Origin of the sequence: Flavobacterium palustre (genome assembly GCF_014639535.1) — a bacterium.
Taxonomy (GTDB): Bacteria; Bacteroidota; Bacteroidia; order Flavobacteriales; family Flavobacteriaceae; genus Flavobacterium; species Flavobacterium palustre.
In genome coordinates, this window is sequence record NZ_BMGA01000014.1 from 1 (window position 1) to 26224 (window position 26224).

Genomic DNA, 26224 nt, shown 5'->3' on the forward strand with positions numbered 1-26224 from the left:
GATTATCCGCAAAGATTTCTCATCTGTTTACTGATATGCACTTTTATAAAGCTTTGTCAAGGTTAGGCTAATGAAAAAAACTTATATGGCTTATATGGTAAAAAAGAGTAACCACAAAGTTTTTTTAAACCATTAAGAAATTTAGCTTATTAAGTTTTATTTTTTTCTACCGCAAAGTTTTGAGAGATTTCCGCAAAGATTATCCGCAAAGATTTCTCATCTGTTTACTGATATGCACTTTTATAAAGCTTTGTCAAGGTTAGGCTAATGAAAAAAACTTATATGGCTTATATGGTAAAAAAAAATCAAAGTTTTACCATTAATAAACTACAGCTTTAGTACTTCTCAAACCACTCTTCCTACTCAAAGCAATATTCATTTTGAAATGAATTTGCTGACTTTTTATATCCAAAAATAGCATTAGATACAACGCTTGATATCCATTGCTTCTGCTTACCTTTGTCGGCTTAAAAAAATAAAATGACTTTAGCTACTTATACTAAGGAGTTCTCTTATAATCTACAATTGGCTTATCCCATTATTCTAGGAATGCTAGGGCATACTTTGGTAGGAATTGTCGATAATGTTATGGTGGGCAAATTAGGACCTACTGAATTGGCGGCAGTTTCTTTGGCTAATAGTTTTGTGTTTATAGCCATGTCGTTAGGAATTGGTTTTTCTACAGCTATTACTCCTTTGGCAGCCGAAGCCGATGGCGAACAGAATATAGAAAAAGGAAGAACAGTATTCCATCATGGTTTGTATTTATGCACTTTTTTAGGTTTTTTTCTTTTTGTATTGGTTCTTTTTGCCAAGCAGTTACTGGTTTTTATGGGGCAGCCTGAAAATGTGGTCGAATTGTCTAAGCCATATCTCGATATTGTAGCATTTTCGTTAATTCCATTAATTGTTTTTCAGGGGTACAAACAATTTGCCGACGGAATGAGCGAAACCAAATATTCCATGTGGGCTACAATTATAGGAAACGGGGTTAATGTAGGCTTGAATTACATTTTTATATACGGAATTTGGGTTTTTCCTAAGTTGGGAATCGTTGGTGCGGCTGTTGGCACCATTGTCTCTCGTTTTGTAATGTTGGCTTACATGCACTATAAAATGAAAAACAACGCTAAATTCCATCCGTTTTTTGATGGCTTTTCATTTCGAAAGATACAGCGGGAAATCAATCTGAAAATTATCCGATTAGGCGCTCCTTCTTCGATGCAAATGTTTTTTGAGGTAGCCCTGTTTACCGGTGCAGTCTGGCTTTCCGGACGTTTGGGAATTGCTAATCAGGCGGCGAACCAAATCGCGTTGAGTCTGGCCTCATTTACCTTTATGTTTGCCATGGGATTGGGCGTGGCAGCGACCATCAGGGTAGGGAATCAAAAAGGTTTGGGAGATTATAAGAAAATGAAAATTGTTGCCTTTTCTATCTTTTTATTGGTGGTTTTATTGCAGATTTTCTTTGCGCTGTTTTTTGTGTTATTTCATAAACAAATGCCGGCTTTGTTTGTGGACAGGAATAGTGCAGCCGATTTTGTAACCAATGCCGAAGTAATTGCCATCGCGGCTCAATTGCTTTTAGTGGCGGCGGTTTTTCAGATTTCAGATGGAATTCAGGTGGCGGTTCTGGGAGCATTACGAGGTTTGCAGGATGTTAAAATCCCGATGTATATTACCTTTGTGGCCTATTGGATTGTCGGATTTCCGGTGGCGGTTTATTTAGGTTTTTATACCGCTCTGAAAGCCGTTGGGATTTGGATTGGACTTTTGGCAGGACTCACAACAGCAGCTTTATTTTTGTATATTCGCTTCATAAAATTAACAAGACGGTTAATTATAGAAAAACATTAAAAATAAGAAAGAGGAGTTTGTTTTTTCGAATAAAATTCAGGCGATTCAAAAAATAATCAAAATTAATTACAACATGGAATTACCAAAATTTGTACTTGGAGACAATACCGATTTTCCGGATGATATTTTTATCATTCACCTGGATTACCCAAGATTTATTATAAATCTAAAAGATGATGAAGTAGAATTTATGGAAGAAGCGGAAGATCTTGACGAAGCCGAATTGAATGCCGAAATGGAAGGATTAATCGAAGAAGCCAATGCTTTTTATGACAGGGAAATGGAGCGTTACGAGAAAGAATAATTAAAAGTTTCTCTAATAACAGTTTGTGGCTGTAAAATGATTAAATTGAATCGTTTTACAGCCATTTTTTCTTCTAATATTTTAAAAATAAGGGTAACAAAATCAAATAGTAATTGATATATAATAAACTTAAAAAAATACGAAAATGAAAAATTTTAAAAAAATAACTGTTGTTTTGGCTTTAGGTTGGTATGGCATGGGAAATGCTCAAGAGACTATCGTAAATAGAGCTAAAGTGAGTGTAGAAAAAGCTGTTGTTGGATCCAATCAAAAAGGAATCAATACATTGAATAACGGAATGCCAAATAGGATTTCGATGAATGTTACTGTTCCTAAACAGACACAAGGAGCAACATTTGGAGAGAAGGTAATTGCCGGTAAAATAAATATTAGGCTAACTGAAAATGGCTGTGTTATTTTATTTCCTCAAAATTCGGGCTATACAGTTAATGTGAAAAACAATAGCATTAATGAATTGACAGTAAGTGAGCGTACTAATTTTGGAGAAAAAGTGAATCAGGGATTGCAATCGGGGGGTAGTTCACTATCGCAAGGTGCATCTTTATTCGGGGGAGCTTTACCTGGTGGATCTATTATTTCGGCTGCTGTTTCCAGTGTGGGTAATTTAGCAGGAGGAGGAGCTGCAGCAGCTTCGTACGCTAAAAATGCAAAGAAAGTATTTCCAATTGAAGATCAGGATACTGATACCGTGATGGAGTTACAGGATGGTGAATTTGAATTGGCATTTGTAATTTCGCATAAATCTACATCAGGATTAAAAGATACTTTAAAAACTCAGGTTCGCATAGGTTTTACAGTTGAAAACGGAATATTGAAAACCAAGCACGATACCGCTAAGAATTCGGTGGGTAATATTAGATAAAATGATGTTCTTTGACGTATGAAATTTAAGGTTTGTTTTTAAAATACTTTTTTAATAATAATTGGGCGGCGGCAAATGGTGAATATTCATTATTTTGCACCGCTTTTTTAGTTTTTTCTAATTCCTTTTGAATCTCCGGATGATGAAAAAAATGTTCCTGGAGTTGATGATGAATGGTTTCCAACAGCCAAAATTCATTTTGTTCAGCTCTTTTGCTGTCAAAAAAACCGTTGTTTTTTGTTAGCTCAATGTATTTTGAAATCAGTTGTTCTATTTCGGCAATTCCCTCGTTTGTTTTGGCACTGCAAGTGGTCGCTGTGGGAATCCAGCCTGATTTTTTGGAAGGAAAAAGATGCAGCGCATGAGCGAATTGGGTTCTTGCCAATGTTGCTTTTGGAATGTTATCTCCATCGGCTTTATTAATTACAATAGCGTCTGCCATTTCCATAATGCCTCGCTTAATGCCTTGCAGTTCATCGCCGGTTCCGCTAACGTTTAACAGTAAAAAGAAATCAACCATACTGTGAACAGCAGTTTCACTTTGTCCAACACCTACCGTTTCAATAATAATGGTGTCAAAGCCGGCAGCTTCACAAAGTACAATAGTTTCTCTGGTTTTGCGGGCTACTCCGCCCAGAGTTTCTCCCGATGCCGAAGGACGCACATAAGCATTAGGATCTTTGGCTAATTCTTCCATTCGCGTTTTATCTCCCAAAATACTTCCATGCGAAATTGTACTGCTGGGGTCGATAGTTAAAACGGCTATTTTTTTGCCCAAACCACTCAAATGTTTGCCAAAAGCTTCAATAAAACTGCTTTTTCCTACTCCGGGAATCCCCGTAATTCCTATTCGAACCGACTGATTGGCATGTGGCAGACAAGAATGAATCAGGGTATTTGCTTTTTCAAAATGCTTGGGATTGCTGCTTTCGATTAACGTAATGGCTTTGCTCAGCGCATTAATATCTCCGGACAAAATACCCGAAAGAAGTTCCCCGGCAGTGGGTTGTGCCATTCGGGCCTGTTGAATTTTTTTCAACACTGCGGTATTGAAAATTTCAGGACGGTCTTGATTGGGGTTAGCTTTTTTCAAAATACAGCATGCTTTCTGTAAAAATAATATATTTGATGGAAAATGAGAAGCTATATCAATTACAATATTTTTTTCTTTTTTAACCGCAAAGATTTGCAAGATTTTCGCAAAGATATTTCAGCTGTTAATTTATATGAACTTTTATAAAGCTTTATTAAGTTTAGCTAAGTAAAAGAAACTTATATGACTTATATGGTAAAAAAAAGTTAACAGCAAAGTTTTTTTTAAACCATTAAGAAATTTAGCTTATTAAGTTTTGTTTTTTGACCGCAAAGATTTGAAAGATTTTCGCAAAGTTTACTAAGAATTTTCAAGCCAAAGATTATAAAAATAATTTGTGTCCCGATAGCTATCGGGATTGTGGTGAAAAACTAATCACAAAGTTTTTTAAACCTTAAAAAACTGATTGTTTCCAATAATTTCCTTTAGCGGTGCTACATCTTTTAGTTTTACTTTATCGTTAAAAGCAGCAATATGCTTGCTGTGATGCACATCAGAACCCACAAAATCGTACATGCCTTTTTGTAATAATGTGTCAGCAATTTTAGCAATTTTTTCTCCATAATAGCCCACAACAGCCAGTAAGTTCAGTTGGAATAAACAGCCCGCTTTTTTAAGTTTCTCGTATTCCGAAAAGTTTTTATGGTAAAACAAATACCTTTCCGGATGGGCAAGAACAGGAATGTAACCTGCTACTCTCAAATCAAAAAGAATAGAATAAAGTTGGATAGGCGCATTGATATACGATATCTCTACCAACACATAATTATCCTTTAAAGTCAATAAATCATTCGATTGCAACAATTTTACAAATTGGTCGTCCATTAAATATTCCGCAGCTGCCTGAAAAGGGATAGTGATGTTGTTTTTAGCAAGTGCTTCCACCGTATTGTTTTTAGTAGTAATAATTTGTTCGCGGGTATTATCCCAAACATGCTGAATGATATGCGGTGTGGTAATGAATTGGCTTATGCCAAAATTTTGAAGCGATTGTGTGAGTCTTAAAGTGTCTTCAAAGCTTTTGGCCCCATCATCAATACCGGGCAACAGATGCGAGTGAATATCAATATGATTGTTGGGAATAAGATCCTTTAAAATCGGTTTGGATTTGAATAATGTAAACATGCTGCAAAGATAGGGAAAGAAGTTGGGAGTTAGTAGTTAGAAGAGGGAAGAGGAAGTTAGAAGAGGGAAGTTAGGAGTGGATAATTTTCGGTTTTCCCCAACCCTAAAGGGAGCCGAAAATTAGAACCTTATGATTAACAATCAATGTCTTAATTTCTTTTCCCCTTCAGTCCATCAATTTTCGTTTTTCCCTAGCCTAAGAGAACCGAAAATTGAATGAACTAAAAAAACTTGAAAAAAATAAAAATGTTCCACTTCTTTTTTCCACCCTTTAGGGATGGGGAAGGAAAAAGAAGTACTAATAACGTCAGTTTTTTTTCATTCCTTTAAGGGCAGGGGCAAGAAAAGAAATTCAACTCACAACACATAACCACAACTGACCTCCCACAACCCCAACAAACAAGAATTTTCGCTTAAAACAGTTTTTTTACCCCGTTTTTGTGTTAGTAATCGGTTATTTTTGTTTTGACTGAAAATTGGATTGTATATTTACGTTTGACAGTTATAGATTTTAGTTAAATGATGAGGCAAAGAGATATAAATGATAAGGATTGGTTGTTTGAGATAACACCCAAGAATAAATTCTTTTCGCTTAATTTTAAAGAAGTTTGGCAATATCGGGATTTGTTGTTTCTTTTTGTAAAGAGAGATGTTGTTACCGTTTATAAGCAAACCGTTTTAGGACCGCTTTGGTATTTAATCCAGCCTTTGTTTACTTCTGTTACCTTTACCATTGTTTTTAATAATTTGGCGGGTATCAGCACTGGTGCAGTTCCTCCATTTCTGTTTAATTTAGCGAGTATTACTGTTTGGAATTATTTTGCATCCTGTCTTACCGGCACATCAAATACCTTTGCTGCTAATGCGGGTATCTTTGGCAAAGTTTATTTCCCTCGAATTATAGCTCCTTTGACTACTGTAATTTCTAATTTGGTTCGGTTTGGTATTCAGCTAGTCATTTTTTTTGCTTTTTTTCTCTATTTTTATTTCAAAGGTGCTTTGATAACCTTTAATGAATACACGATTTGGCTTCCTTTTGTTATTGCAGTTATGGGTGTTTTAGGATTAGGATTAGGGATGATTATTTCTTCGATGGTCACTAAATACCGGGATTTGAATTATTTAATAGGGTTTGGAATGCAATTGTTAATGTATGTATCAGGAGTGTTTTATCCCATGAGTTTGATACACTCTAAAATGCCACATTATGCCTGGATTATACAATACAATCCGGTAGCTTATATTATTGAAACGGCTAGGTATATGCTCTTAGGAATAGGAGAATTTCCAGTGGGAGGAATGCTTTATACATTGATTTTAACTTTTTGTATATTTATTATAGGCGTTTTATTGTTTAACAGGACAGAAAAGAGTTTTATAGATACGGTTTGATTTAGTGAATAGTAAATAGTGAGTAGTAAGAAGTTAGAAGTATGTATATTTTCGTTTTTCCCCGACCCTAAAGGGAGCCGAAAATTAAAACATACAGGATAAATGAACGTCCAAAATTTCTTTTTTCACCCTTTAGGGAGGGGCAAGAAAAAGAAATTTGATACATTCCACAATCGACAATATCCCCAAAAAAATGAAAGATATAATTTTAAAAGCCGAAAATATTTCCAAACAATACCGTCTGGGGCTTGTAGGTACAGGTACTTTGATCCATGATCTGAACCGTTGGTGGCATACTATCCGGGGTAAGGAAGATCCTTATTTAAAGATTGGAGAAGCTAATGACCGTACTGTAAAGGGAGAAAGCGACTATGTATGGGCTTTACAAGATATTAATTTTGAAATAGCCAAAGGAGAAGTAGTAGGTATTATTGGGAAAAACGGAGCGGGGAAATCCACCCTTTTAAAGATTTTATCAAGAGTGACTTCGCCTACTACAGGGAGCGTTAAATTTGGAGGTCGTGTGGCTTCTTTACTGGAAGTGGGTACAGGATTTAATGGCGAAATGACCGGACGTGAAAATATTTTCCTGAATGGTGCTATTTTAGGAATGACCAAAAAAGAAATCGCGTCTAAGCTCGATGAGATTATCGAATTTTCAGGCTGCGAGCGTTACATTGATACTCCAGTAAAACGTTATAGTAGCGGAATGTATGTGCGCCTGGCTTTTGCAGTAGCCGCATTTTTAGAGCCTGAAATTTTGATTGTCGATGAGGTTTTGGCTGTAGGTGATGCCGAATTCCAGAAAAAAGCTATTGGCAAAATGCAGGATATTTCGAAAGGCGAAGGAAGAACTGTTTTGTTTGTAAGTCATAATATGGCGGCGGTAAAGAGTTTATGTACGAGAGGAATTGTATTGGAGCATGGAAAAGTAATTTTTGAGGGTGGGATTGATGAGGCTATATCTGAATATTTAAACAGAGGTTGTAAGTTAAATTCAGGAAAAAGTTATAATGACGAAGATGCTCCTGCAAGTGAAATAGTAAAATTATTAGAAACAGAATCTATTGATTGTAAATTTAAAAATAGATCAGATTATTTTATTAATGAAAAGGTTGGTATTAAAATAAAATTTGAGATTTTAATTGAGACAGATGATTTAGCTTTAGGTATAAATCTCTACAATAGTGAAGATATTCATATATTAAGTTCTCATCAAAAAAATGAAAAAATAAATTATACAATTGGAATTTATGAAACTATTGTTTGGTTTCCAAATAATTTTTTAGCCGAAGGATATCATTTTTGTGGTATTGCAGCTATGTCTTATAAAGGTGGTTTTAGAGTGCATTTTCATGATATTCATAAATTTTCTTTTAATATTATTGATGACTATGCAGAGAATACAACTAGAAGAAATGATTATAAAGCTAAAATTCCTGGAGTAATAAGACCCATTTTAAAATGGGATAATATTTCTTTTTTATAAAATTAGAGTATGGATGATTTAGAGTTTACGGGAGAACGCTTAACAACTAGTCTTGAAGTAGCTCATGGTGTTATCGAGCATTTACACAGATATGCATTAGCACAAAAGATAACGATAGATAAAATTGTTTTAGATATAGCCTCAGGAGAAGGATATGGGAGTTTTTTATTAAGTAAAACAGCAAATAAGGTATATGGAGTGGATATTGATGAAAATTCAATCAATTATGCAAAAGCTAAATATGGAAAATCTGAAAACATTAATTTTTTAGTTGGTTCAACCGATGCTATACCGCTGGATGATAATTCTGTAGATATAGTGGTATCATTTGAGACCTTAGAACATCATGATAAACATGATTTGATGATGCAAGAAATAGTAAGAGTCTTAAAAAAAGATGGAGTTTTGTTATTATCATCTCCTGAAAAAAGCATATATAATGAGAGAGATCCAAATAATAAATTTCATGTAAAAGAATTATCAATAGGTGATTTTGAAATTTTATTGAAAAAGTATTTTAAAGAAGTGACATTATTTAGTCAAAGATTTGTAATAGGATCTTTAATCCATCTCGTAGATAAAAAAAATATGTCAAAATTTAATTTATTTGATGGTAATTATTCGCAAATTAAGAATGAATTAGTGGAAGATAGTTTTTATAATAAACCTTATTTTAACTTAGCAATATGTACCAATTCCAATAGAAATGATTTTTCTGAAATAGGTTTTTCTTTTTTTAATGGAGTGAATGTTATCAAAAAGGAAATGAATGAGTATAAATTTAAATGTGAAAAAAAATATAATGAAATTGTAGATTCAGAATCTTTTAAAATAGGTAATAATATTGTTAAAAAAATAAACTATTGTATTAAATTTTGGAAAAAATAAAACCCATAGCTATATATCTGCCACAATTTCATCCTATACCTGAAAACGATACTTGGTGGGGTAAAGGTTTTACAGAGTGGACAAACACTAAAAAAGCCAAACCAAGATTTAAAGGGCATTATCAGCCACATTTGCCAGCTGATTTGGGATATTATGATTTACGTTTAGAGGAAGCAAGATTAGCTCAGGAAGCCATGGCTAAAACTTATGGGATTCATGGCTTTTGTTATTACCATTATTGGTTTAATGGAAAACGATTATTATATGAACCATTGGATTTAAAGATGCAAAGTGTAAAAGAAGATTTGCCTTTTATGATGTGCTGGGCCAATGAAAATTGGACACGTGTTTGGGATGGTGGGGAGCAAGATGTTTTACTGGAACAACATTATTCTAAAGAAGATGATCAAGCACATATTCAATTTTTGATGTCATTTTTTAAAGATGAAAGATATATTAAAGTAAATGGTAAGCCTGTTTTTGTGATTTATAGGCCTAAGTTTTTTCCAGATATCAGGGAAACAATTAAAATTTGGAGAGAAGAGGTTAAAAATGCGGGTTTTCCCGATTTATATATAGGATTTTCTCGAAATTTTGAACACCAGTATGATCCAGAAACAAGAGGGTTTGATTTTGCTTTTGAGTTTCAGCCTGATTTTATTAATGTGCCCGCTGGAATACCCTTTCCAAGAACTTTTCTTGAAAATACTCTTAGAAGAATAAAGGAGAAATTAAAAATTAAAGTGCCTAGTCAAAACGATTATCTTGATTATTATGAATTTGCTTCAAAACAAATGGCACGCGGATTTGAAGAAAAAATTTATCCTGGAATAACACCTATGTGGGATAATTCGGCAAGAAGAAAAAATACTCCATTCATATTACATGATTCTACACCGGAGAAATACGCAAAATGGTTAAAGTTTATTAAGGAAAACTATCCCTGGACAGATGTTCCTGAGAGTTTTTTATTTATTAATGCCTGGAATGAATGGGCTGAAGGAAATCATTTGGAGCCTTGTCAAAAATGGGATAAAGCTTATTTGGAAATTACAAAAAAAGTATTGCAATAAATGCTAGCCATAGTAATCCCATATTATAAGCTCACTTTTTTTGAGGCTACTTTACAATCATTAGCTAGTCAAACTGATAAACGATTTAAAGTGTATATTGGTGACGATGCCAGTCCGGAAAATCCAATAGATATATTGGGGAATTATAAAGGAAAGTTTGATTTTATTTACCATCGATTTGAGACAAATTTAGGAGGAGTATCCTTAACTCAACACTGGGAGCGTTGTATTACTCTGTCATATGATGAAGAATGGTTAATGATTTTAGGTGATGATGATGTGTTGGGTGATAATGTAGTGGAGGAGTTTTATAAACAGTATCCTGTTTTTTACAGTAATGTTAACGTAGTTCGTTTTTCTAGCAAATTAATTGATTATAGTTTGGGTAAAATATCGGAGGTTTTTACACATCCAGTTTGGGAAAGCTCATCAGAATTTTTTCAGCGAAAATTAAAAGAGAAGACAAGAAGTTCGTTATCTGAATATGTGTTTTCCAAGAGTTCATATTTAAAATGTAAGTTTTGTGATTATCCTTTGGCCTGGCATAGTGATGATATGGCTTGGATTGAGTTTTCTCAAGATAAACAGATTTATTCAATCAATGAAGCTCAAATGCAAATAGGTTTTTCGAATTTGAGTATATCAGGAAGGAATGATAATTTGGATTCAAAATATAGTGCTTCTTTAGCGTTTTATAAAAATATTTTAAAAAAGTATTCCCAGATTTTTTCAAAAAAAGAAAGATTAGAAATATTGATGAAATATGAGATTTTGATTAAACAGTCCAGAAAATTATATAGAGAAGAATGGTTGTTTTTGATATCACATTATTTTAGAAATTTTAGTATTATTCCTTTTGCTAAATTGTGCAGAAGAATTTTAATTGCATATCGATGAAATTAAATTCTTGAGTTTCTATTACTACTCGACTTATATCCAATATCAAGTTTATAAAAGATTAAAAATTGCTAAATGATAAAAGTAGGCTATTTGGTTTCGTATGATTATAATATGTTGATGACTTCTGTCAGGCAATTATACTCTTATGTAGATAAAATTGTTGTGGCAATTGATAAAGATTATAAGACATGGAGTGGTAATTCATTTATAATTCCAGATAGTTTTTTTGATGAGATCAAAGCTTTCGATACTAAAAATATTATTGAATTTTATTTTGATAATTTTTATATTTCCTCATTGACTCCAATGGATTGTGAGATTAGGGAAAGAAACTTAGTTTTAAAGAAATTAGGTAGAGGTTGGAAAATTCAATTGGATGTTGATGAGTATGTTTATGATTTTGAAGTAGTTTCTAAATATTTAAAGAAGTATTGGTATTTAACGCTTTTTCCAAAATTTACTCCGTTGTGTTTTACAGGTAAATTAGTTACATTATTTAAAGAAGTCGAAAATGGTTACGTATTTATAGATAACGATGAGCGTTTTCCTTTTATTACTAATCAAAATTTTAACACTCATTCCAGAAGAAATATACATATAAAGAATTTTTATTCTAATATTTCAGTAATTCATCAATCATGGGCTCGGGGAGAAAGAGATATAAAAATAAAAGTTGAAAATTGGGGGCATCGTGATGATTTTAATACTAAAGATTACATTCAGTTTTGGAAAAAATAAATGCAGAAAATTATAATGAAATAAAAAATTTTCATCCTCTTCTTCCACATTTATGGAATAAGTTGTTTTATATTAAAGCTAATTCAGTAGATGAGTTTATTCATGGATATTCTTCTTTATATAAACAAACTCTAATCCCTATTTCAATAAAGGTACAAATCGAAGCTTTGAAAAATAAAATTTTTAATAAATGCTGGCGATAATCATTCCATATTATAAAATTACTTTTTTTAAGGAAACATTAGATTCTTTAGCTAATCAAACAGATAAAAGATTCAAGGTGTATGTAGGTGATGATGCAAGTTTGGAAAACTGCAGTGTTTTATTGGAAAATTATAGAGGAAATTTCGAATTTGAATATTATAGATTTGAGAACAATCTAGGAAAGAGTTCTTTGACAATGCAATGGCAACGTTGTATCGCTCTCTGTTCTGATGAACAGTGGATGATGATTCTGGGAGACGATGATGTTTTGGGAGCAACTGTGGTGGAACAATTTTATAATAATATAAAAGAAGTTGAACAAAGGGGGATTCATGTAATACGTTTTGCTTCTCAAAAAATGGACGAAGTAGGGACACTAACTTCAAAAATTTATGAACACCCTAAAATTGAAAGAGCGGTTCAGTTTTTATTTGATAAAACCAGAAGTTCTTTAAGCGAATATGTTTTTAGAAAATCACAGGTTTTAGAAATAGGATTTAAAGATTTTCCTCTAGCATGGTATTCCGATTTTTTGGCGGTTTTAGAGTTCTCTAATTTTGATACGATTTATACAATAAATAATTCAATTGTTTATGTTCGTTTGTCAGAATTAAGCATTTCGGGAAGCACTTGGAATAAAGATCAAAAGATACAGGCTAATTTTGAATTTTATTACTATTTAGTAAAAAATAAATACAGTCATTTTTCAGAAATGGAATTAAATGAATTATATTACATGCTGAATAAATGTTATATTAATAACAAGAAACAGTATTTGTTTTTTTTTAAAATTTTAAAATTATATTTTTTAAAAAACAATAATAAAGAAAATATATTATTTGTCAAACAAATAATATATTACACGATAAAGAATCGAATAAAAATTTAAGAATGAGGCTAGGAAGTAATCCCCAAAAGAAAGATTTTAAAATTGAAATGAAAACTAACCATCGTATTGTAATGGTTGTTTTTATCCCGGAATTTACAGGGTATTATGCTTCTATGTTTGAAGTTGTTAAAATTTCAATTAATTCATTGATTACGACAATACCTCCAACCTCAAGGTTGACAATAGTTGACAATGGTTCATGCAAAGAAGTTCAAGAATATTTATTTGATTTATTCTTGAAAAAAAAAATAGATGCAGTGCAATTATTACAAGAGAATATTGGAAAAATAGATGCACTTATTGGGGCAGCAAGAGCTACAAGGGAACCTATTGTCACATTAACGGATTGTGATATTTTGTTTAAAGCAAATTGGGTCAAAGAAACTATTAAGGTTTTTAATAGTTTTGAAAATGTAGCTTCTGTTTCTCCTATTCCTATAAGATGGAATATTAATTATTATACTTATTCTACACGATTAGCTATTTTGAAAGGGAAATTGAACCTGAATTTTGAGCCCATACCAGAAAACTTTGAAGGATACAATATGTTTTTAAAAAGTATAAACTGGGGAGATGGAGAAAATGATGATTCAAAGCCCTGGCCAGTTGTATTTTGCAATAATGATAAAGCAATATTAGGTAGTGATCACCAAGTTTTAACCGTTCGCAGAGATGTTTTATTTAATAATTCTCCCAAAGCGCCTTCTTTTATTAAAGTTGGTAATCAGTCAGAAGAGAAATATATTGACTATGCTATAGATTCTAGCGGAGGTTTACGTCTATCTACGTATCACTTTTATGCTTTCCATATGGGAAATAAAGTAGAAGATTGGATGAATGACATGAATAAAACAAAAATTGATAATGAAATAACTCCTTTAATTCTAAAACCTGAATTACAATATCAAGAAAAAAATGATTTAGGTTTTAGAATAAAGAAAAAAATAATTAAACATTTTTTTAAAATTAAAAGACCAATTAATTTTTAATTTAGATTAGTTTATGAAAGTTGAATACGAGATGTTAATGCTGTGGTAAATACTTTAATTACCATAATTATTCCAACTTACAATCGAGCCCATTTTATTGGAGAAACTCTTGATTCGGTTTTGGAACAAACTTATATGAACTGGGAATGTATTATAGTTGATGATGGTTCGGAGGATAATTCGGAGGATATTATCAATCAGTATTTGATTAAAGACCATCGATTTAAATATTATAAAAGGCCTAAAGATATTGCAAAAGGACCTTGCTCTTGTAGAAATTACGGTTTTGAAAAAAGTAATGGAGAACTGATTTGTTGGCTTGATAGTGATGATTTATTATTAAAAAATGCTCTTGAAAAGAGAGTTAATTGTTTTAGAGATGATGTCGATGTTGTTATAGGAAAAGCAGATTTTTTTGATTCAGAATCAAAAATTACTTTGTTTAGAAATAGTATTGAAAGTACTAATTTAGTACAAGATTACTTTATAGGTAAAGTTACTTTCTATGTTTCTGGACCGTTATGGAAAAAAAAATTTTTAATCGAACAGAGATTAAGTTTTGATGAGAAGCTGAGCTATTTAGATGACTGGGATTTTAATTTGAGAGCACTCTATAAAAAACCAAATATTATTTTTCTTAATGAAGTTGTTTTCCTATACAGGTCACATTCTTTTTCTTTATCCAAGCAAGTTAATTTTATAAATATTGAAGAATTAAAGTCAGAATGTATGGCAAGGAATAAACATTATGTGTTATTTAAAAACAGTAAAATTTTAAATAAAAGTATTAATCGTTTTATGTTGAGTCGGTATAGAGTGATTTTAAGAGATGTTTTGTTAACGAATAAAAGTGGGAGTTTCTATTTTTATTTCAATTTGATAAAATTACAATTTCAAAATAGAAAAATAAGTAAAATTGTTAAAAGTACTTTAGGTTTTGCAATTTATAAAGTGTTTAAAAAAGGTTATATTTTAATAAAATAGGAAAGTGCAAATACCTAAAATTATACATTATTGTTGGTATGGAGGTAAGTCAAAACCAAAATTGGTTAAAAAATGTATAGCTTCATGGAAGGAACATTTGCCTGATTATGAAATTATAGAATGGAATGAGAAAAATACAGATTTATCTCATCCATTTGTTAAAGAATCATACTCACAAAAAAAATGGGCGTTTGTTGCTGATTTTATTAGGCTAAAAATTCTTTATGAGCATGGAGGTATTTATTTAGATACTGATATGATGATTTTGAAATCTTTAAATGAATTATTGAGTTGTAACTGTTTTTTAGGGGCTGAAGAAACTAAAATTGTTAGTGGGGGTATAATAGGAGCTATAAAAAATCAGCCGTTTATCAAAGGATGCTTAGCTAACTATAACTTGATTAATAATGATAGTAAAATTAATTTTAATGAAATGGTAATTCCTAAATTATTAACTAATACTTATGAAAAAATTTATGGAGTTTCATTGTTTGATAAAATAATTGAAAAAAATAATTTAGTTATTTATCCTCCGTCTTATTTTTATCCTTTGCCAAATATTGAAAAGAAAGATATAAAAAATTATAAAGATTATATTCAAAAATCAACTTATGCTATTCATTTATGGAATGCTTCATGGGTTGAATATGATGAGTTTTATTATTTAAGAAATAAGAAATATTTTTTGGCGTTTAGAATGATGTTTAAAAAAATATTTTTAAAAAGGGACATTAATTTATATTATTTTAAAAGAATATACCTCAATTTTCTAAAAAGTATTAAATGAAAAAAAATGTAAAATCAATCTTTAATTTTTTTAGAGGGTATTATTTTTTATTACTGCTTTATTTTTTTAAGAAAAGAAAAATTAAAAATGCAGAGATTGTTTTTTTCTTTCCGTTTTACCATACTGGTGGTGCAGAAAAAGTGCATTCTCAGATTGTAGCCGCTTTACAAGTTAAAAAATGTATTGTGATTTTTACTCAAGGATCTGCAACTACAAATTTTTTAAAGAAATTTAAAGCAAATGCAACAGTTATAGAAATCAATAGTATTGTAAATAAAAAAAATGATTGGATTAATCAAAAATTAAAATGTTTATTATATAGCACAATTAATCAGAGTAATACAATTCAAACTATTTTTTCAAGTAATTCACCTTATTTTTATAATCTTCTTTCTTATTTAAATCCTGATTTAAAGATTATAGATTTATATCATTCATTTTCTCAAAATGACTCTAGAGAAAAGCAATTAATTGATTCAGCAATTAGGATAAATAAAAGGATTGTTATTTCACAAAAAACTAAAAGGGATATAATATCATATTATAATAAAAATAATATTAATCAAGAATTGATAAAAAGAATTGAAGTTATTGAAAATGCAGTTATGGTTCCTGAAATTTTAGATAATAAAACCAATAAAAATATGGTTATTGGTTTTGTAGGGCGCTGGTCTGAAGAAAAAAGACCTGAAGTGTTTTTAAGTATTGCAAACATGATACAAATAGAATTTCCAGAAATAGAGTTTGTTATGGCTGGTTCAGGTATAGTTTCTAATTATGAAGTAATACAGGAAAATGGTGTTAAATATCTTGGTGATTTATTTGAAGAAAATCAAATTATAGAATTGTATAGAAAAATAGATTTGTTGCTTTTGCCTTCAGTTTATGAGGGGTTCCCAATGGTTATTATGGAAGCTATGAGTTATGGTGTAATTCCTATAGCTACTGATGTTGGAGGGATATCAGAACATCTACAAAATAATACTAATGGGATTTTAATTGAAAACTCTAGTGACGAGTTTCATCTAGCAACACAATTTGTTAAAATTATAAAAATGTTAGTTAGAGAAGGCTATGTTAGGGATAGAATGTCTAAAAATGCTTTTGAATATGCGCAAAATAACTTTGATATAGAGCAATTTAATAAATCATATCAAGAATTGTTAAACTGAAATTATGAAAATCCTTTTAGTTGCCATACCTAATCATCATTTTTTTCAATGGACCAATCAATTGAAAGAAAGTGGTTATGAAGTGTATTGGTTTGATATCACCGATGGAGCCGGATTTGTTGAGAAGATAAATTGGGTAAAACAATTTAATGGATGGAAATTAAAATGGGATTATCCTTTTCGTCATAGACTAAAAAATAAGTTTCCTAAAATCTATACTTTATTAGAAAGAATTAGGACAAGAAAAGTAGAAAATGTTTTTGAAGATATTATTAGTAAAATTCAACCGGATTTAGTGCATTGTTTTGAAATGAAGTTGGCAGGCTTGCCTATTTTATCTACAATGAGGCAAAATAATATTCCTTTAGTGTATTCCTCTTGGGGAAGTGATATGTTTTATTTTGAAAAATTAGGACTTAAAAAAGAAGTGGTTGAACAGTTTTTAAATCGAGTTGATTTCTTTATATCTGATTGTAAAAGAGATTATAATATTATAAAACAACTGGGTTATTCCAATGAATTTTTGGGTGTCTTTCCTGGCAATGGAGGAATTGAGATAGAATCTGAATATATTCAATTAATTCATAGCAGAAAAATTATTTGTATAAAAGGTTATGAAGATGGTTTTGGGAAAGCGTTGTTAGTTTTAGAGGCAATCGAATCAATGCAATTAAATGATACTATTGATTTTTTAATTTTTAGTGCGGATGAAATTGTAAAGGATTATCTGAAAAAATCGCTTTATTTTAAGACTAAAAAAGTAGAAATTATTTCAAGGAATTCTTTTATGCCAAATAAATTATTATTACAGAAATTAGGAAGATGTTCGCTTTATATTGGAAACAGTATTTCAGATGGCATGCCAAATTCTTTGTTAGAAGCCATGGGAATGGGAGTGTTTCCTATTCAGTCTAATCCCGGAAAAGTAACAGAAGAGGTGATTACCCATGGAGTAAATGGATTTTTAATTGAAAATCCTAATGATATTGAGGCTATTGCAAATCTTATTCGAATGGCTATTGAAAATCAGGAAATGAGAGTCAAAGCTCAGGAATATAATGTGCAATATGTTCAGGAAAATTATAATAGAGCGCAATTGCAGCAAGCAATTCTAAATTTATACGAAAGAGTCAAATTGAACTAATGGAAATATCATTTCTTATCGTCACTAAAAACAGACCTGATGAATTGCAATGGAGCTTAAAACAATTGCAGTCTATTTTTGATTCCGAACGTCATGAAGTCTTGGTTTATATTGATGGTTGTGAGGCAACAGAATCCATTCAAGTTCAGTTTCCTTGGGTAAAATGGTATGTGGGTAAAGACAGTATTTCAGCTTCTCCGGCACGTAATTTTTTGTACGCTAAAGCCGTTGGTGAAATTTTTATTGGTCTTGATGATGATGCCCATTTGATTTCTGAAAAACCAGTTGAAACTATTCAAAGTTATTTTAAAAGCAATGAAAATTTAGGGATTTTAGCATTTTTGGAAATAAAAGGTTTGTTTGATAATCCTAAAAATCAATTAACAGTTATTGAAAAAGAAGAATTTTTAACTATTGAATTTATAGGTTCCGGTTTTGCGATTCGTAAAAAGGTATATGATGAAACCAACGGATTTCCAATCTGGATGGATATTTATGGTGAAGAATCGTGTGTCTCTCTCGAAGTCATGAATTTGGGTTATGATATTTTATTTTCTAATCAGGTAGCGGTGAATCACCGAATTGATGTTGAAAAAAGGAAATTACAGGGGAAAAATTATTTTCGTTTTCAAAGACAACTTCAAAACAGTTTTAGATTGTATGTTATTTATTCGAGAAGACCATTTTGGAAAATTGCAAAATTGTTATTTCATAATTTTAAAAAATATGCTCTCAGCGACCGTCGCTATTTTAGCTTGTATGCTTATGCCTTGGGTAATATGATAGCTGTACTGCCTTCTATACTACAACGAAGAAAAAAAATGAGTAAAGTTGCCGAACAAAAATTACGAACCTTAAAAGGAATCACCTATTAGTATGCTGTTTAACTCTTTTTCTTTTGCCCTTTTTGTACCGCTATTTTTTTTGTTGTATTGGTTTGTTTGTCAAAAATCACTTAAAAATCAGAATGCTTTATTGCTGCTCGCTAGTTATTTTTTCTATTCCTGTTGGGATTGGCGTTTCTTGTTATTATTAGTGTTTTCAACAGCATTGGATTATTTTTTAGGTTTGCAAATTGCTAAAACGGTAACTGATAAGTATCGAAAAATTTGGTTTTATAGTAGCATTGGGATCAATTTATCCTTTCTGGGAGGTTTTAAATATTTTGATTTTTTTGTCCTTTCTTTTCAAAACCTTCTTTTGAAAATAGGATTTACAGTTGATGTTTTTACATTGAATATTATCCTGCCAATTGGAATTTCTTTTTATACTTTTCATGGGTTGTCTTATGTGATTGATGTGTATAAAAAACGAATTCCATCAGAGAAAAACTTTGTAGATTATGCCGTTTTTGTATCGTATTTTCCTTTATTAGTAGCCGGGCCTATTGAGCGAGCGACTCATTTATTGCCTCAAATAAAAAGGAGAAGAAATTTTAATTACGATCAGGCTGTTTCGGGTTTGTACCAAATTGTATGGGGATTATTTAAGAAAATTGTCATTGCAGACAATTGTGCTCATTATGTTAATGAGTTATTTGCTAATTCCAGTCAGTATTCCGGAAGCGCCTTGGTTATGGGAGCGCTGTTCTTTACTTTTCAAATTTATGGTGATTTTTCAGGTTATTCTGATATTGCTTTGGGCGTTTCCAGATTATTCGGAATCGAGTTACTTAAAAATTTTGCTTTCCCTTATTTTTCCAGAGATATAGCTGAGTTTTGGCGGCGTTGGCACATTTCACTTTCTTCTTGGTTCAAAGATTATGTTTACATTCCCTTAGGAGGTAGTAAAGGAGGTCGCTGGATGCAGATTCGCAATACATTTATAGTGTTTTTACTTAGCGGATTTTGGCATGGAGCCAATTGGACTTTTCTAATTTGGGGATTTTTGAATGCTATATATTTTTTACCCTTGTTATTAACCAAAAAAAATAGAGTAAATTTAGAAATAGTAGCTAAGCATCGGTACCTTCCTACTTGGAAAGAAAGCATTCAGATGGGGATTACTTTTGTTTTAACAGTTTTTGCCTGGATTTTTTTCAGAGCTAATTCTATTACTTCTGCAGTTCTATATATTAAAGGAATTTTCAAAAAATCATTGTTTAGCGTTCCAGAAGTACGTCCTACATTTTTAATCATTTTGATTGTTGGCTTTTTGTTGGTAGAATGGTTAGGACGCAAAGGACATTTTGCTCTGGATCATTTTAGAAAAGTGGGAAATCGGTTCTTTCGGTGGTCATTTGTAATGTTAATTTTAGTATTACTTTTTATTTTTGGAAAAGAAGAACAACAATTTATTTACTTTCAATTTTAGAGATGAAGCAATTTATACAAACCACACTAGTGTTTCTACTACTTTTTTTCTTAGTGGATAAGTTGTTTTATTGGAAACTTCAGTCCTTACCAGAACGAGAATTAGACAAACGCCTCGAATGGATTTTAGAAGGAAAAATGAATAAAAAAATTTTGATATTCGGATCTTCTCGAGCGCAACATAATCTGTATTCAGATGCTATTCAGGATAGTTTAAAAATGACTACTTTCAATTTGGGGTATAGAGGTTGTAATATTGATTTTCAGCTGTTTCTTTTGAAAAAAGCATTGAAACACAATAAAAAACCTAAAATAGTCGTACTAACATTAGATGATTATAAAACGTTTCTTCCTGAAAAAACCTTGCAATTTCGATACGATAAATTGTACAGCTTAGTAAAATACCAAGAAATTACCAATGAGTTGATTGCTAGAAATGATTTTTCTCCATTTGCTTTCGGATGGTATTGTGCACGATTGGGAAAAGAGCAATTTCTTAGTCGAAAAGAAAAAACAAAATACGATAATTGGACAGCAGCAGGGACTGTGCTTTTAGATTTTACAGCAGCTGATTTGGATAAAAAAAAATATTCATTAGTTCATTATAACATAAAATCGGAGTTGCCAGAATTAATATCGGCTTTCAAAGAGTTTCAGCATATTTGCCAAGTAGAAAATATAAAACTATATCTTCTTGTTCCACCCAATTTTGCTTATAAAAATAAAGAATTTGTACATAGAGTAAAAGGCTTGATAGTAAATGAAGCTACTAAGTTTTATTATGAAAACTCTAATGAGTTCGAGGAATCAAAATATTTTTATGATGCGTCGCATTTGAATAAAAAAGGAGCCATTTTATATACAAATGAAATCATTAAGAGATTAAAAACAGAAATCCAACTGAATAATCCAAATCACTAACTGAAGTTAGAGTCAAAATGTTATTTTTGTTTTAAGTTCTATAAATAAAAGTAAGGAAATGAAAAAAACAGCCATAATTCCACTTCGCAAAGATTCTAAAGGAATACAGGGAAAGAACAAGAAGAAAATTTTGGGTCGCCCTTTGTTTTCGTGGGTGCTGACCGAAGCTGTTTTTTCTGATTTGGATGAAATAGTAGTGTTTACCGATGATCCCGAAATCATCGATTTTATCCATAAAGAATACTATTGGACTTCAAAAGTAAAAGCACTGCTACGTTCAGACGATAATGCCACCGATACTGCTTCTACTGAAAGTGCTATGGTAGAATTTGCCGGGCAAATCAACTATGATTTTGATGTGCTGTGTTTGTTGCAGGCTACTTCACCATTGACCACAACAGCCGACATTAATGCTGTTTTATCCAAAATTGAAACCGAAAAATACGATTCCGCACTAACAGTTGTCAATACCCATCGTTTTAGCTGGAATGCAGATGGAACACCTCAAAATTATGATGTTTATAATCGTCCAAGACGGCAGGATTTTGAGGGCTTATTAATAGAAAACGGAGCGGTGTATGCCACTACCAAAACGGCTTTTGTAAGTTCTAAAAATCGGGTTAGTGGAAAAATTGGTTTGCAGCAAATGCCTGAAAATACATTAATCGAAATCGATTCGATGACCGATTGGAAAATAGCAGAAGAATTGCTGGCAAGTCGCCTTAAAAAGTCGAAAAAACACCAACGTATTGGTTATCTTGTTTTGGATGTGGATGGTGTGTTTACCAATGGACAGGTTTTTTTTTCCGCTGAAGGCGAGTTGGCTAAAGCCTTTGATATGCGTGATGGCATGGGCTTGGAGATTCTTAGACAAAATCAGCTAGAAGTAGTGGTAATGACTTCCGAAAATTCTCCTTTGGTCGCTCAAAGAATGAAAAAACTCCAAATTGAAAATACTTTTCTAGGGGTTAAAGACAAATATGCTTTTTTACAGCATTTCGTTAAAGAAAAAAATACAAGTTTCAATGCTTTAGCTTACATTGGTGATGATGTCAATGATTTGGCTAATATATGTGCTGTAGGTTGGTCTTTTGCACCATCGAATGCCACAGAAATTGTCAAACAAAATGCTGATTATGTTCTCACAAAACCTTCTGCAGAAGGAGCCATCAGAGAAGCCTGTGAGTGGATTATGAAATATAATGAACGGTATTGATTTAATATAGAAGTTCTCATTTAGCACAATCGAATTCCCCTCTGGAGAGGGGTTAGGGGTGTGTTAGCATAGTTTGTTTAAAGAAAAGAGTTCATTTTTTAATAAAACATAATAATTTGCACAATCGGATTCCCTCTTTGAGAGGGGTTAGGGGTGTGTTAATTGAAAGTATATTTTTTATTAAATTCTTAGTTATTATGACCAGGCGAAAAATCATCCCATATAATCCCAAATTGAAAGAATTAGCCAAAGAGCTTCGCAATAACTCGACCAAAGCCGAGATAATTCTTTGGTTGAAATTAAAAGGGAAACAAATGTATGGTTATGATTTTCATCGGCAGAAACCAATTGATAATTACATTTTAGATTTCTTTTGTCACGAATTAATGTTAGGAATTGAAGTTGATGGTTATTCGCATGAGTTTTTAGAAGTTTATAATAAAGATGTTGTGAAAGAAAAGAAGATGAATGAGTTTGGAATTGCTGTTTTGAGATTTAGTGATAATGAAGTTTTAAAAGATATGGAGAATGTAATCCGGGCAATTGAGTTTTTTATTGAAGAATTTGAAAAACACACCCCCAACCCCTCTCCAGAGGGGAGTTAGTCCCCGTATTACAATGACTGTATAGTTTTAAAACCAAATGATGATTTTTGATTATAAATATTTTAGATAATCTATATAAAACGATAATTTAATAATTTGCACGATTAAATTCCCCTCTGGAGAGGGGCTAGGGGTGTGTCTGCATAGATTGTTTAAAAAAGGGGGTAAAAAAATCATAAAAACAAAAACATAATAATTTGCACAATCTTATTCCCCTCTTGAAATCGAAGATTCAACGACTCCATAAAAAAAAGTAAAGGGAGTTATAGGTGCTAGGGGTGTGTTAAAAAAATAAAAAGATAATTAGTTTCATAAAAAAATAAAAATGAACCACTATAAAAAACCTTATGTAATTGCCGAAATTGGATGCAATCACAAAGGAGAAATCGAAATCGCTAAAGAACTCATCAAAATTGCTAAAATATTTTGCAATGCCGATGCCGTAAAATTTCAGAAAAGAAACAATAAAGAATTATTAACCGAAGAGCAATACAATGCCCCACATCCCAATAGTTCCAATTCTTATGGAGAAACTTATGGGGCACATCGGGAGTATTTAGAATTTGATGTTCACCAGCATGCTGAATTAAAACAGTACTGCGAATCCATAGGGATTACCTACTCTAGCTCGGTTTGGGATAGCACTTCGGCCAAAGAAATCGCTTCTTTGCATCCTGATTTTATTAAAATCCCTTCGGCTTGCAATAATAATTTCACCATGTTGACTTGGTTATGCGAGAATTATCAGGGCGAAATTCACATTTCTACCGGAATGACCACCAAAAACGAAACCGAAGATTTGGTTAATTTTTTCATAGAAAAAGGGCGGAATCAGGATTTGGTGTTGTACAACTGTACCTCGGGTTATCCGGTTCCTTTTGAAGATGTTTGCTTGTTGGATATTAATTTGTTACAACAAAAATATGCCGACAAAGTAAAACACATCGGTTTCTCCGGACATCATTTGGGAATAGCTGTGGATGTTGCGGCTTATACCTTAGGCGCACCTATTATTGAAAGGCATTACACCCTGGATCGAACCTGGAAAGGAACCGATCATGCCGCTTCTTTAGAACCCATGGGATTGCGAAAATTAAGCCGTGATTTGAATGCGGTTTATCAGGCTTTGACTTTTAAGGCAACCGATATTTTACCTATTGAACAAGTACAAAGAGAGAAGTTGAAGAATAAGAAAGGGTAAAATGTATTATGAATAACAAATTCATCATTATTGTGTGTCATTTCGACCAGAGGGAGAAACCACATAAAGATAATCCACAAAGTGCAGAAAAATCCTTCTACGTGATGTGATTCCTCCTTCGTCAGAATAACAAATTCATCATCTTGTGTGTCATTTTCAACCAGAGGAAGAAATCACATAAAGAGAATAAACAAAAAAACACTAGGTTTGCATCATCAAAAAATGATTGTCGGAATGCTTTAGGAATAAAGAAAAATCGACAAAAGAAATCTGAATAATGAACAAAAAAATCCTTGTTTTTTTTCCCGATGGTGTCGGATTGCGCAATTTTGCTTTTACCCAGTTTAAGGAAATGGGAGAGCAACGAGGGAACCAAATTATTTACTGGAACAATACTGCGTTTCCTTTACAGGAAGAATTAGGTTATGAAGAAATAAAAATCAAGACAAAAAAGATTCATCCTTTAACTCCTTTGTATTGTCGAATCAGAAAACATATCGAACTCAATGTAGCTACAAAAAAGTTCAAAGATGAGGTCTATCAAACTTATAAGTTTCCTTTTAATTACAAGGGAATGAAAAATACTTTGATGAGTTTTTTTATAAGATTGCTTATTGGTTTCAATTCTTCTGAAAAAGGAATTCTTCGCATTCGAAAACGAATCAATGCTTTGGAACGTTCCACCGAGAAATATAAGGATTGCAAAGCTCAATTACAGCAAATTCAACCTGATTTGGTTTTTTGTACGACTCAAAGAGCTACACAATCGATAGGCGCTTTGCTGGCAGCTCAGGATTTAGGAATTCCTACGCTCACATTTGTCTATTCCTGGGACAATGTACCTAAAGCCATGCAGCTGGTCGAAACCGATTATTACTGTGTGTGGAGTGATTTGATGAAAAAAGAAATGTTGCAATACTATCCTTTTATTAAAGAAAACCAATTGTTTGTTACCGGAACACCTCAGTTTGAACCGCATTACGATGAATCACTTTTAGAAACCAGAGAAGATTTTTTTAAGCAGTACGATTTAGATGCAGCAAAAAAATACATTTGTTTTTCGGGTGATGACGAAACGACTTCACCTTTAGATCAGTATTATCTGGAAGATTTAGCCAATGCCGTTCGTGCTTTAAATGAAAAAGGAGAAAATCTGGGAATTATATACAGAAAATGCCCTGTTGACACCACTTCAAGATACGAAGCCGTAATTAATACCAATAAAGATATAATTGCTGTTATCAATCCTTTGTGGAAAGCAATCGGTAAACAGTGGAACGAAGTTTTTCCTACCAAAGCCGATTTGAAGTTGCTGCATAATGTCTGTGCGCATTCGGAGTTAGTGACTAATGTTTGTTCGTCAACGGTATTTGATTTTGTAGCACACAACAAGCCCTGTATTTATTACAATTACGAGCAACCCCAATTGAAAAAAGGCATTCGGGATATTGGACAAAATTACAACTATGTTCATTTTAGATCTATGCCAAGTCCGGAAGCGGCTGTTTTTTGTACCGATAAAAAGAACTTAGAAAACCAAATTGCAGCCATACTAAAAGGTAATTTATCCAATGTTCCCGTAGGGAAAAAATGGTACGCAATAGTAGCCGGCGAAACACCAACAGAGGCTTCTCAAAAAATATGGGACGCTATTGATACGATTTTCAATTAAAACAGCAATTTAAAATATCCCACAACAGATAGCCCCTAACTCATAACCGGAAAATGTTCTTCAATTCCCTCGCCTTTGCGATTTTTTTACCCATAGTATTTGTACTGTATTGGTTTGTTTTCAATAAAAACAAAACCACACAGAATACGTTATTAATCATTGCCAGTTATTATTTCTATTCCTGTTGGGATTGGCGATTCTTGTTTTTATTGGTTTTTTCAACCTTTTTGGATTATTATACGGGAATCCGAATTGAAAAAAGTAAGAAAGAAAACAGCAGAAAATTTTGGTTTTGGTTGAGTATCGGAATCAATTTAGGTTTTCTTGGAGTGTTCAAATATTATAATTTCTTTGCCGCTTCATTTGCTGAATTGCTGAATGGAGTG

General features: G+C 32.1%; 24 protein-coding genes and 1 pseudogene. 23 read left to right on the forward strand and 2 right to left on the reverse strand.

From position 1 onward, the window contains the following. Positions 1-480: 480 nt before the first annotated feature. The 3 genes from IEV84_RS16160 (at position 481) to IEV84_RS16170 (ending at position 3044) form a co-directional block, all read left to right on the forward strand. Positions 481-1857, forward strand: a complete 1377-nt coding sequence (locus IEV84_RS16160; RefSeq protein WP_188495806.1) for an MATE family efflux transporter — start codon at positions 481-483, stop codon at positions 1855-1857. Between the two features lie 73 nt (positions 1858-1930). Next, complete coding sequence (locus tag IEV84_RS16165; protein WP_128194236.1) at positions 1931-2161, forward strand: DUF8828 family protein; 231 nt, start codon at positions 1931-1933, stop codon at positions 2159-2161. Positions 2162-2306: 145 nt separating this feature from the next. Further along, complete coding sequence (locus IEV84_RS16170; RefSeq protein ID WP_188495808.1) at positions 2307-3044, forward strand: hypothetical protein; 738 nt, start codon at positions 2307-2309, stop codon at positions 3042-3044. 25 nt (positions 3045-3069) lie between these two features. On the opposite strand, the gene meaB is transcribed toward IEV84_RS16170, so the two are convergent. Both meaB and IEV84_RS16180 read right to left on the reverse strand, forming a co-directional pair. Next, positions 3070-4137: a methylmalonyl Co-A mutase-associated GTPase MeaB gene (gene meaB / locus IEV84_RS16175; RefSeq protein ID WP_229732721.1), complete on the reverse strand. Its 1068-nt coding sequence runs from the start codon at positions 4135-4137 to the stop codon at positions 3070-3072. A gap of 387 nt (positions 4138-4524) precedes the next feature. After that, complete coding sequence (locus IEV84_RS16180; protein WP_188495810.1) at positions 4525-5262, reverse strand: tyrosine-protein phosphatase; 738 nt, start codon at positions 5260-5262, stop codon at positions 4525-4527. Positions 5263-5781: 519 nt separating this feature from the next. Between IEV84_RS16180 and IEV84_RS16185 the strand changes: the two genes are divergently transcribed. The 20 genes and pseudogenes from IEV84_RS16185 to IEV84_RS16280 all read left to right on the forward strand — a co-directional run. Then, positions 5782-6654: an ABC transporter permease gene (locus IEV84_RS16185; RefSeq protein WP_188495812.1), complete on the forward strand. Its 873-nt coding sequence runs from the start codon at positions 5782-5784 to the stop codon at positions 6652-6654. 193 nt (positions 6655-6847) lie between these two features. Beyond that, positions 6848-8143: an ABC transporter ATP-binding protein gene (locus tag IEV84_RS16190; RefSeq protein ID WP_188495814.1), complete on the forward strand. Its 1296-nt coding sequence runs from the start codon at positions 6848-6850 to the stop codon at positions 8141-8143. A gap of 9 nt (positions 8144-8152) precedes the next feature. Beyond that, on the forward strand, positions 8153-9031 hold the full coding sequence (locus tag IEV84_RS16195; protein ID WP_188495816.1) for a class I SAM-dependent methyltransferase: 879 nt from the start codon (positions 8153-8155) through the stop codon (positions 9029-9031). Further along, complete coding sequence (locus IEV84_RS16200; protein ID WP_229732722.1) at positions 9019-10104, forward strand: glycosyltransferase WbsX family protein; 1086 nt, start codon at positions 9019-9021, stop codon at positions 10102-10104. Before IEV84_RS16195 ends, IEV84_RS16200 begins: the two co-directional genes overlap by 13 nt. After that, complete coding sequence (locus IEV84_RS16205) at positions 10105-11001, forward strand: glycosyltransferase family 2 protein (protein WP_188495818.1); 897 nt, start codon at positions 10105-10107, stop codon at positions 10999-11001. 75 nt (positions 11002-11076) lie between these two features. After that, entirely contained in the window at positions 11077-11742 is a 666-nt protein-coding gene (locus tag IEV84_RS16210; protein WP_188495819.1) for a hypothetical protein, read from the forward strand. A gap of 190 nt (positions 11743-11932) precedes the next feature. Further along, positions 11933-12835, forward strand: a complete 903-nt coding sequence (locus IEV84_RS16215; RefSeq protein WP_188495821.1) for a glycosyltransferase family 2 protein — start codon at positions 11933-11935, stop codon at positions 12833-12835. Between the two features lie 2 nt (positions 12836-12837). Continuing rightward, positions 12838-13824, forward strand: a complete 987-nt coding sequence (locus tag IEV84_RS16220; protein WP_188495823.1) for a glycosyltransferase family A protein — start codon at positions 12838-12840, stop codon at positions 13822-13824. A 42-nt stretch (positions 13825-13866) separates the two neighbouring features. Beyond that, the gene (locus tag IEV84_RS16225; protein ID WP_188495825.1) at positions 13867-14808 is read left to right on the forward strand and encodes a glycosyltransferase family 2 protein; all 942 of its coding nucleotides are present in this window, start codon (positions 13867-13869) and stop codon (positions 14806-14808) included. 4 nt (positions 14809-14812) lie between these two features. Then, the gene (locus tag IEV84_RS16230; RefSeq protein ID WP_188495827.1) at positions 14813-15595 is read left to right on the forward strand and encodes a glycosyltransferase; all 783 of its coding nucleotides are present in this window, start codon (positions 14813-14815) and stop codon (positions 15593-15595) included. Next, entirely contained in the window at positions 15592-16767 is a 1176-nt protein-coding gene (locus tag IEV84_RS16235) for a glycosyltransferase family 4 protein (protein ID WP_188495829.1), read from the forward strand. The genes IEV84_RS16230 and IEV84_RS16235 overlap by 4 nt, the downstream gene beginning before the upstream one ends. A 4-nt stretch (positions 16768-16771) precedes the next feature. Beyond that, complete coding sequence (locus IEV84_RS16240; RefSeq protein WP_188495831.1) at positions 16772-17911, forward strand: glycosyltransferase family 4 protein; 1140 nt, start codon at positions 16772-16774, stop codon at positions 17909-17911. After that, the gene (locus IEV84_RS16245) at positions 17911-18786 is read left to right on the forward strand and encodes a glycosyltransferase family 2 protein (protein ID WP_188495833.1); all 876 of its coding nucleotides are present in this window, start codon (positions 17911-17913) and stop codon (positions 18784-18786) included. Before IEV84_RS16240 ends, IEV84_RS16245 begins: the two co-directional genes overlap by 1 nt. A gap of 1 nt (position 18787) precedes the next feature. Next, positions 18788-20224, forward strand: coding sequence for an MBOAT family O-acyltransferase (locus IEV84_RS16250; protein ID WP_188495835.1), 1437 nt, complete (start codon positions 18788-18790; stop codon positions 20222-20224). Positions 20225-20226: 2 nt separating this feature from the next. Then, positions 20227-21144 carry a hypothetical protein gene (locus tag IEV84_RS16255; protein ID WP_188495837.1) on the forward strand — a complete coding sequence of 306 codons (918 nt, stop codon included), beginning with the start codon at positions 20227-20229 and terminating at the stop codon, positions 21142-21144. A 58-nt stretch (positions 21145-21202) separates the two neighbouring features. Beyond that, positions 21203-22360: an acylneuraminate cytidylyltransferase gene (locus IEV84_RS16260; RefSeq protein ID WP_188495839.1), complete on the forward strand. Its 1158-nt coding sequence runs from the start codon at positions 21203-21205 to the stop codon at positions 22358-22360. 197 nt (positions 22361-22557) lie between these two features. Further along, the gene (locus tag IEV84_RS16265) at positions 22558-22965 is read left to right on the forward strand and encodes an endonuclease domain-containing protein (RefSeq protein ID WP_188495841.1); all 408 of its coding nucleotides are present in this window, start codon (positions 22558-22560) and stop codon (positions 22963-22965) included. Between the two features lie 325 nt (positions 22966-23290). Further along, the gene (locus IEV84_RS16270; protein WP_188495843.1) at positions 23291-24166 is read left to right on the forward strand and encodes an N-acetylneuraminate synthase family protein; all 876 of its coding nucleotides are present in this window, start codon (positions 23291-23293) and stop codon (positions 24164-24166) included. Positions 24167-24443: 277 nt separating this feature from the next. After that, on the forward strand, positions 24444-25838 hold the full coding sequence (locus tag IEV84_RS16275) for a glycosyltransferase family protein (RefSeq protein ID WP_188495844.1): 1395 nt from the start codon (positions 24444-24446) through the stop codon (positions 25836-25838). A gap of 53 nt (positions 25839-25891) precedes the next feature. Beyond that, positions 25892-26224: pseudogene (locus tag IEV84_RS16280) on the forward strand (MBOAT family O-acyltransferase); the annotation flags it as partial.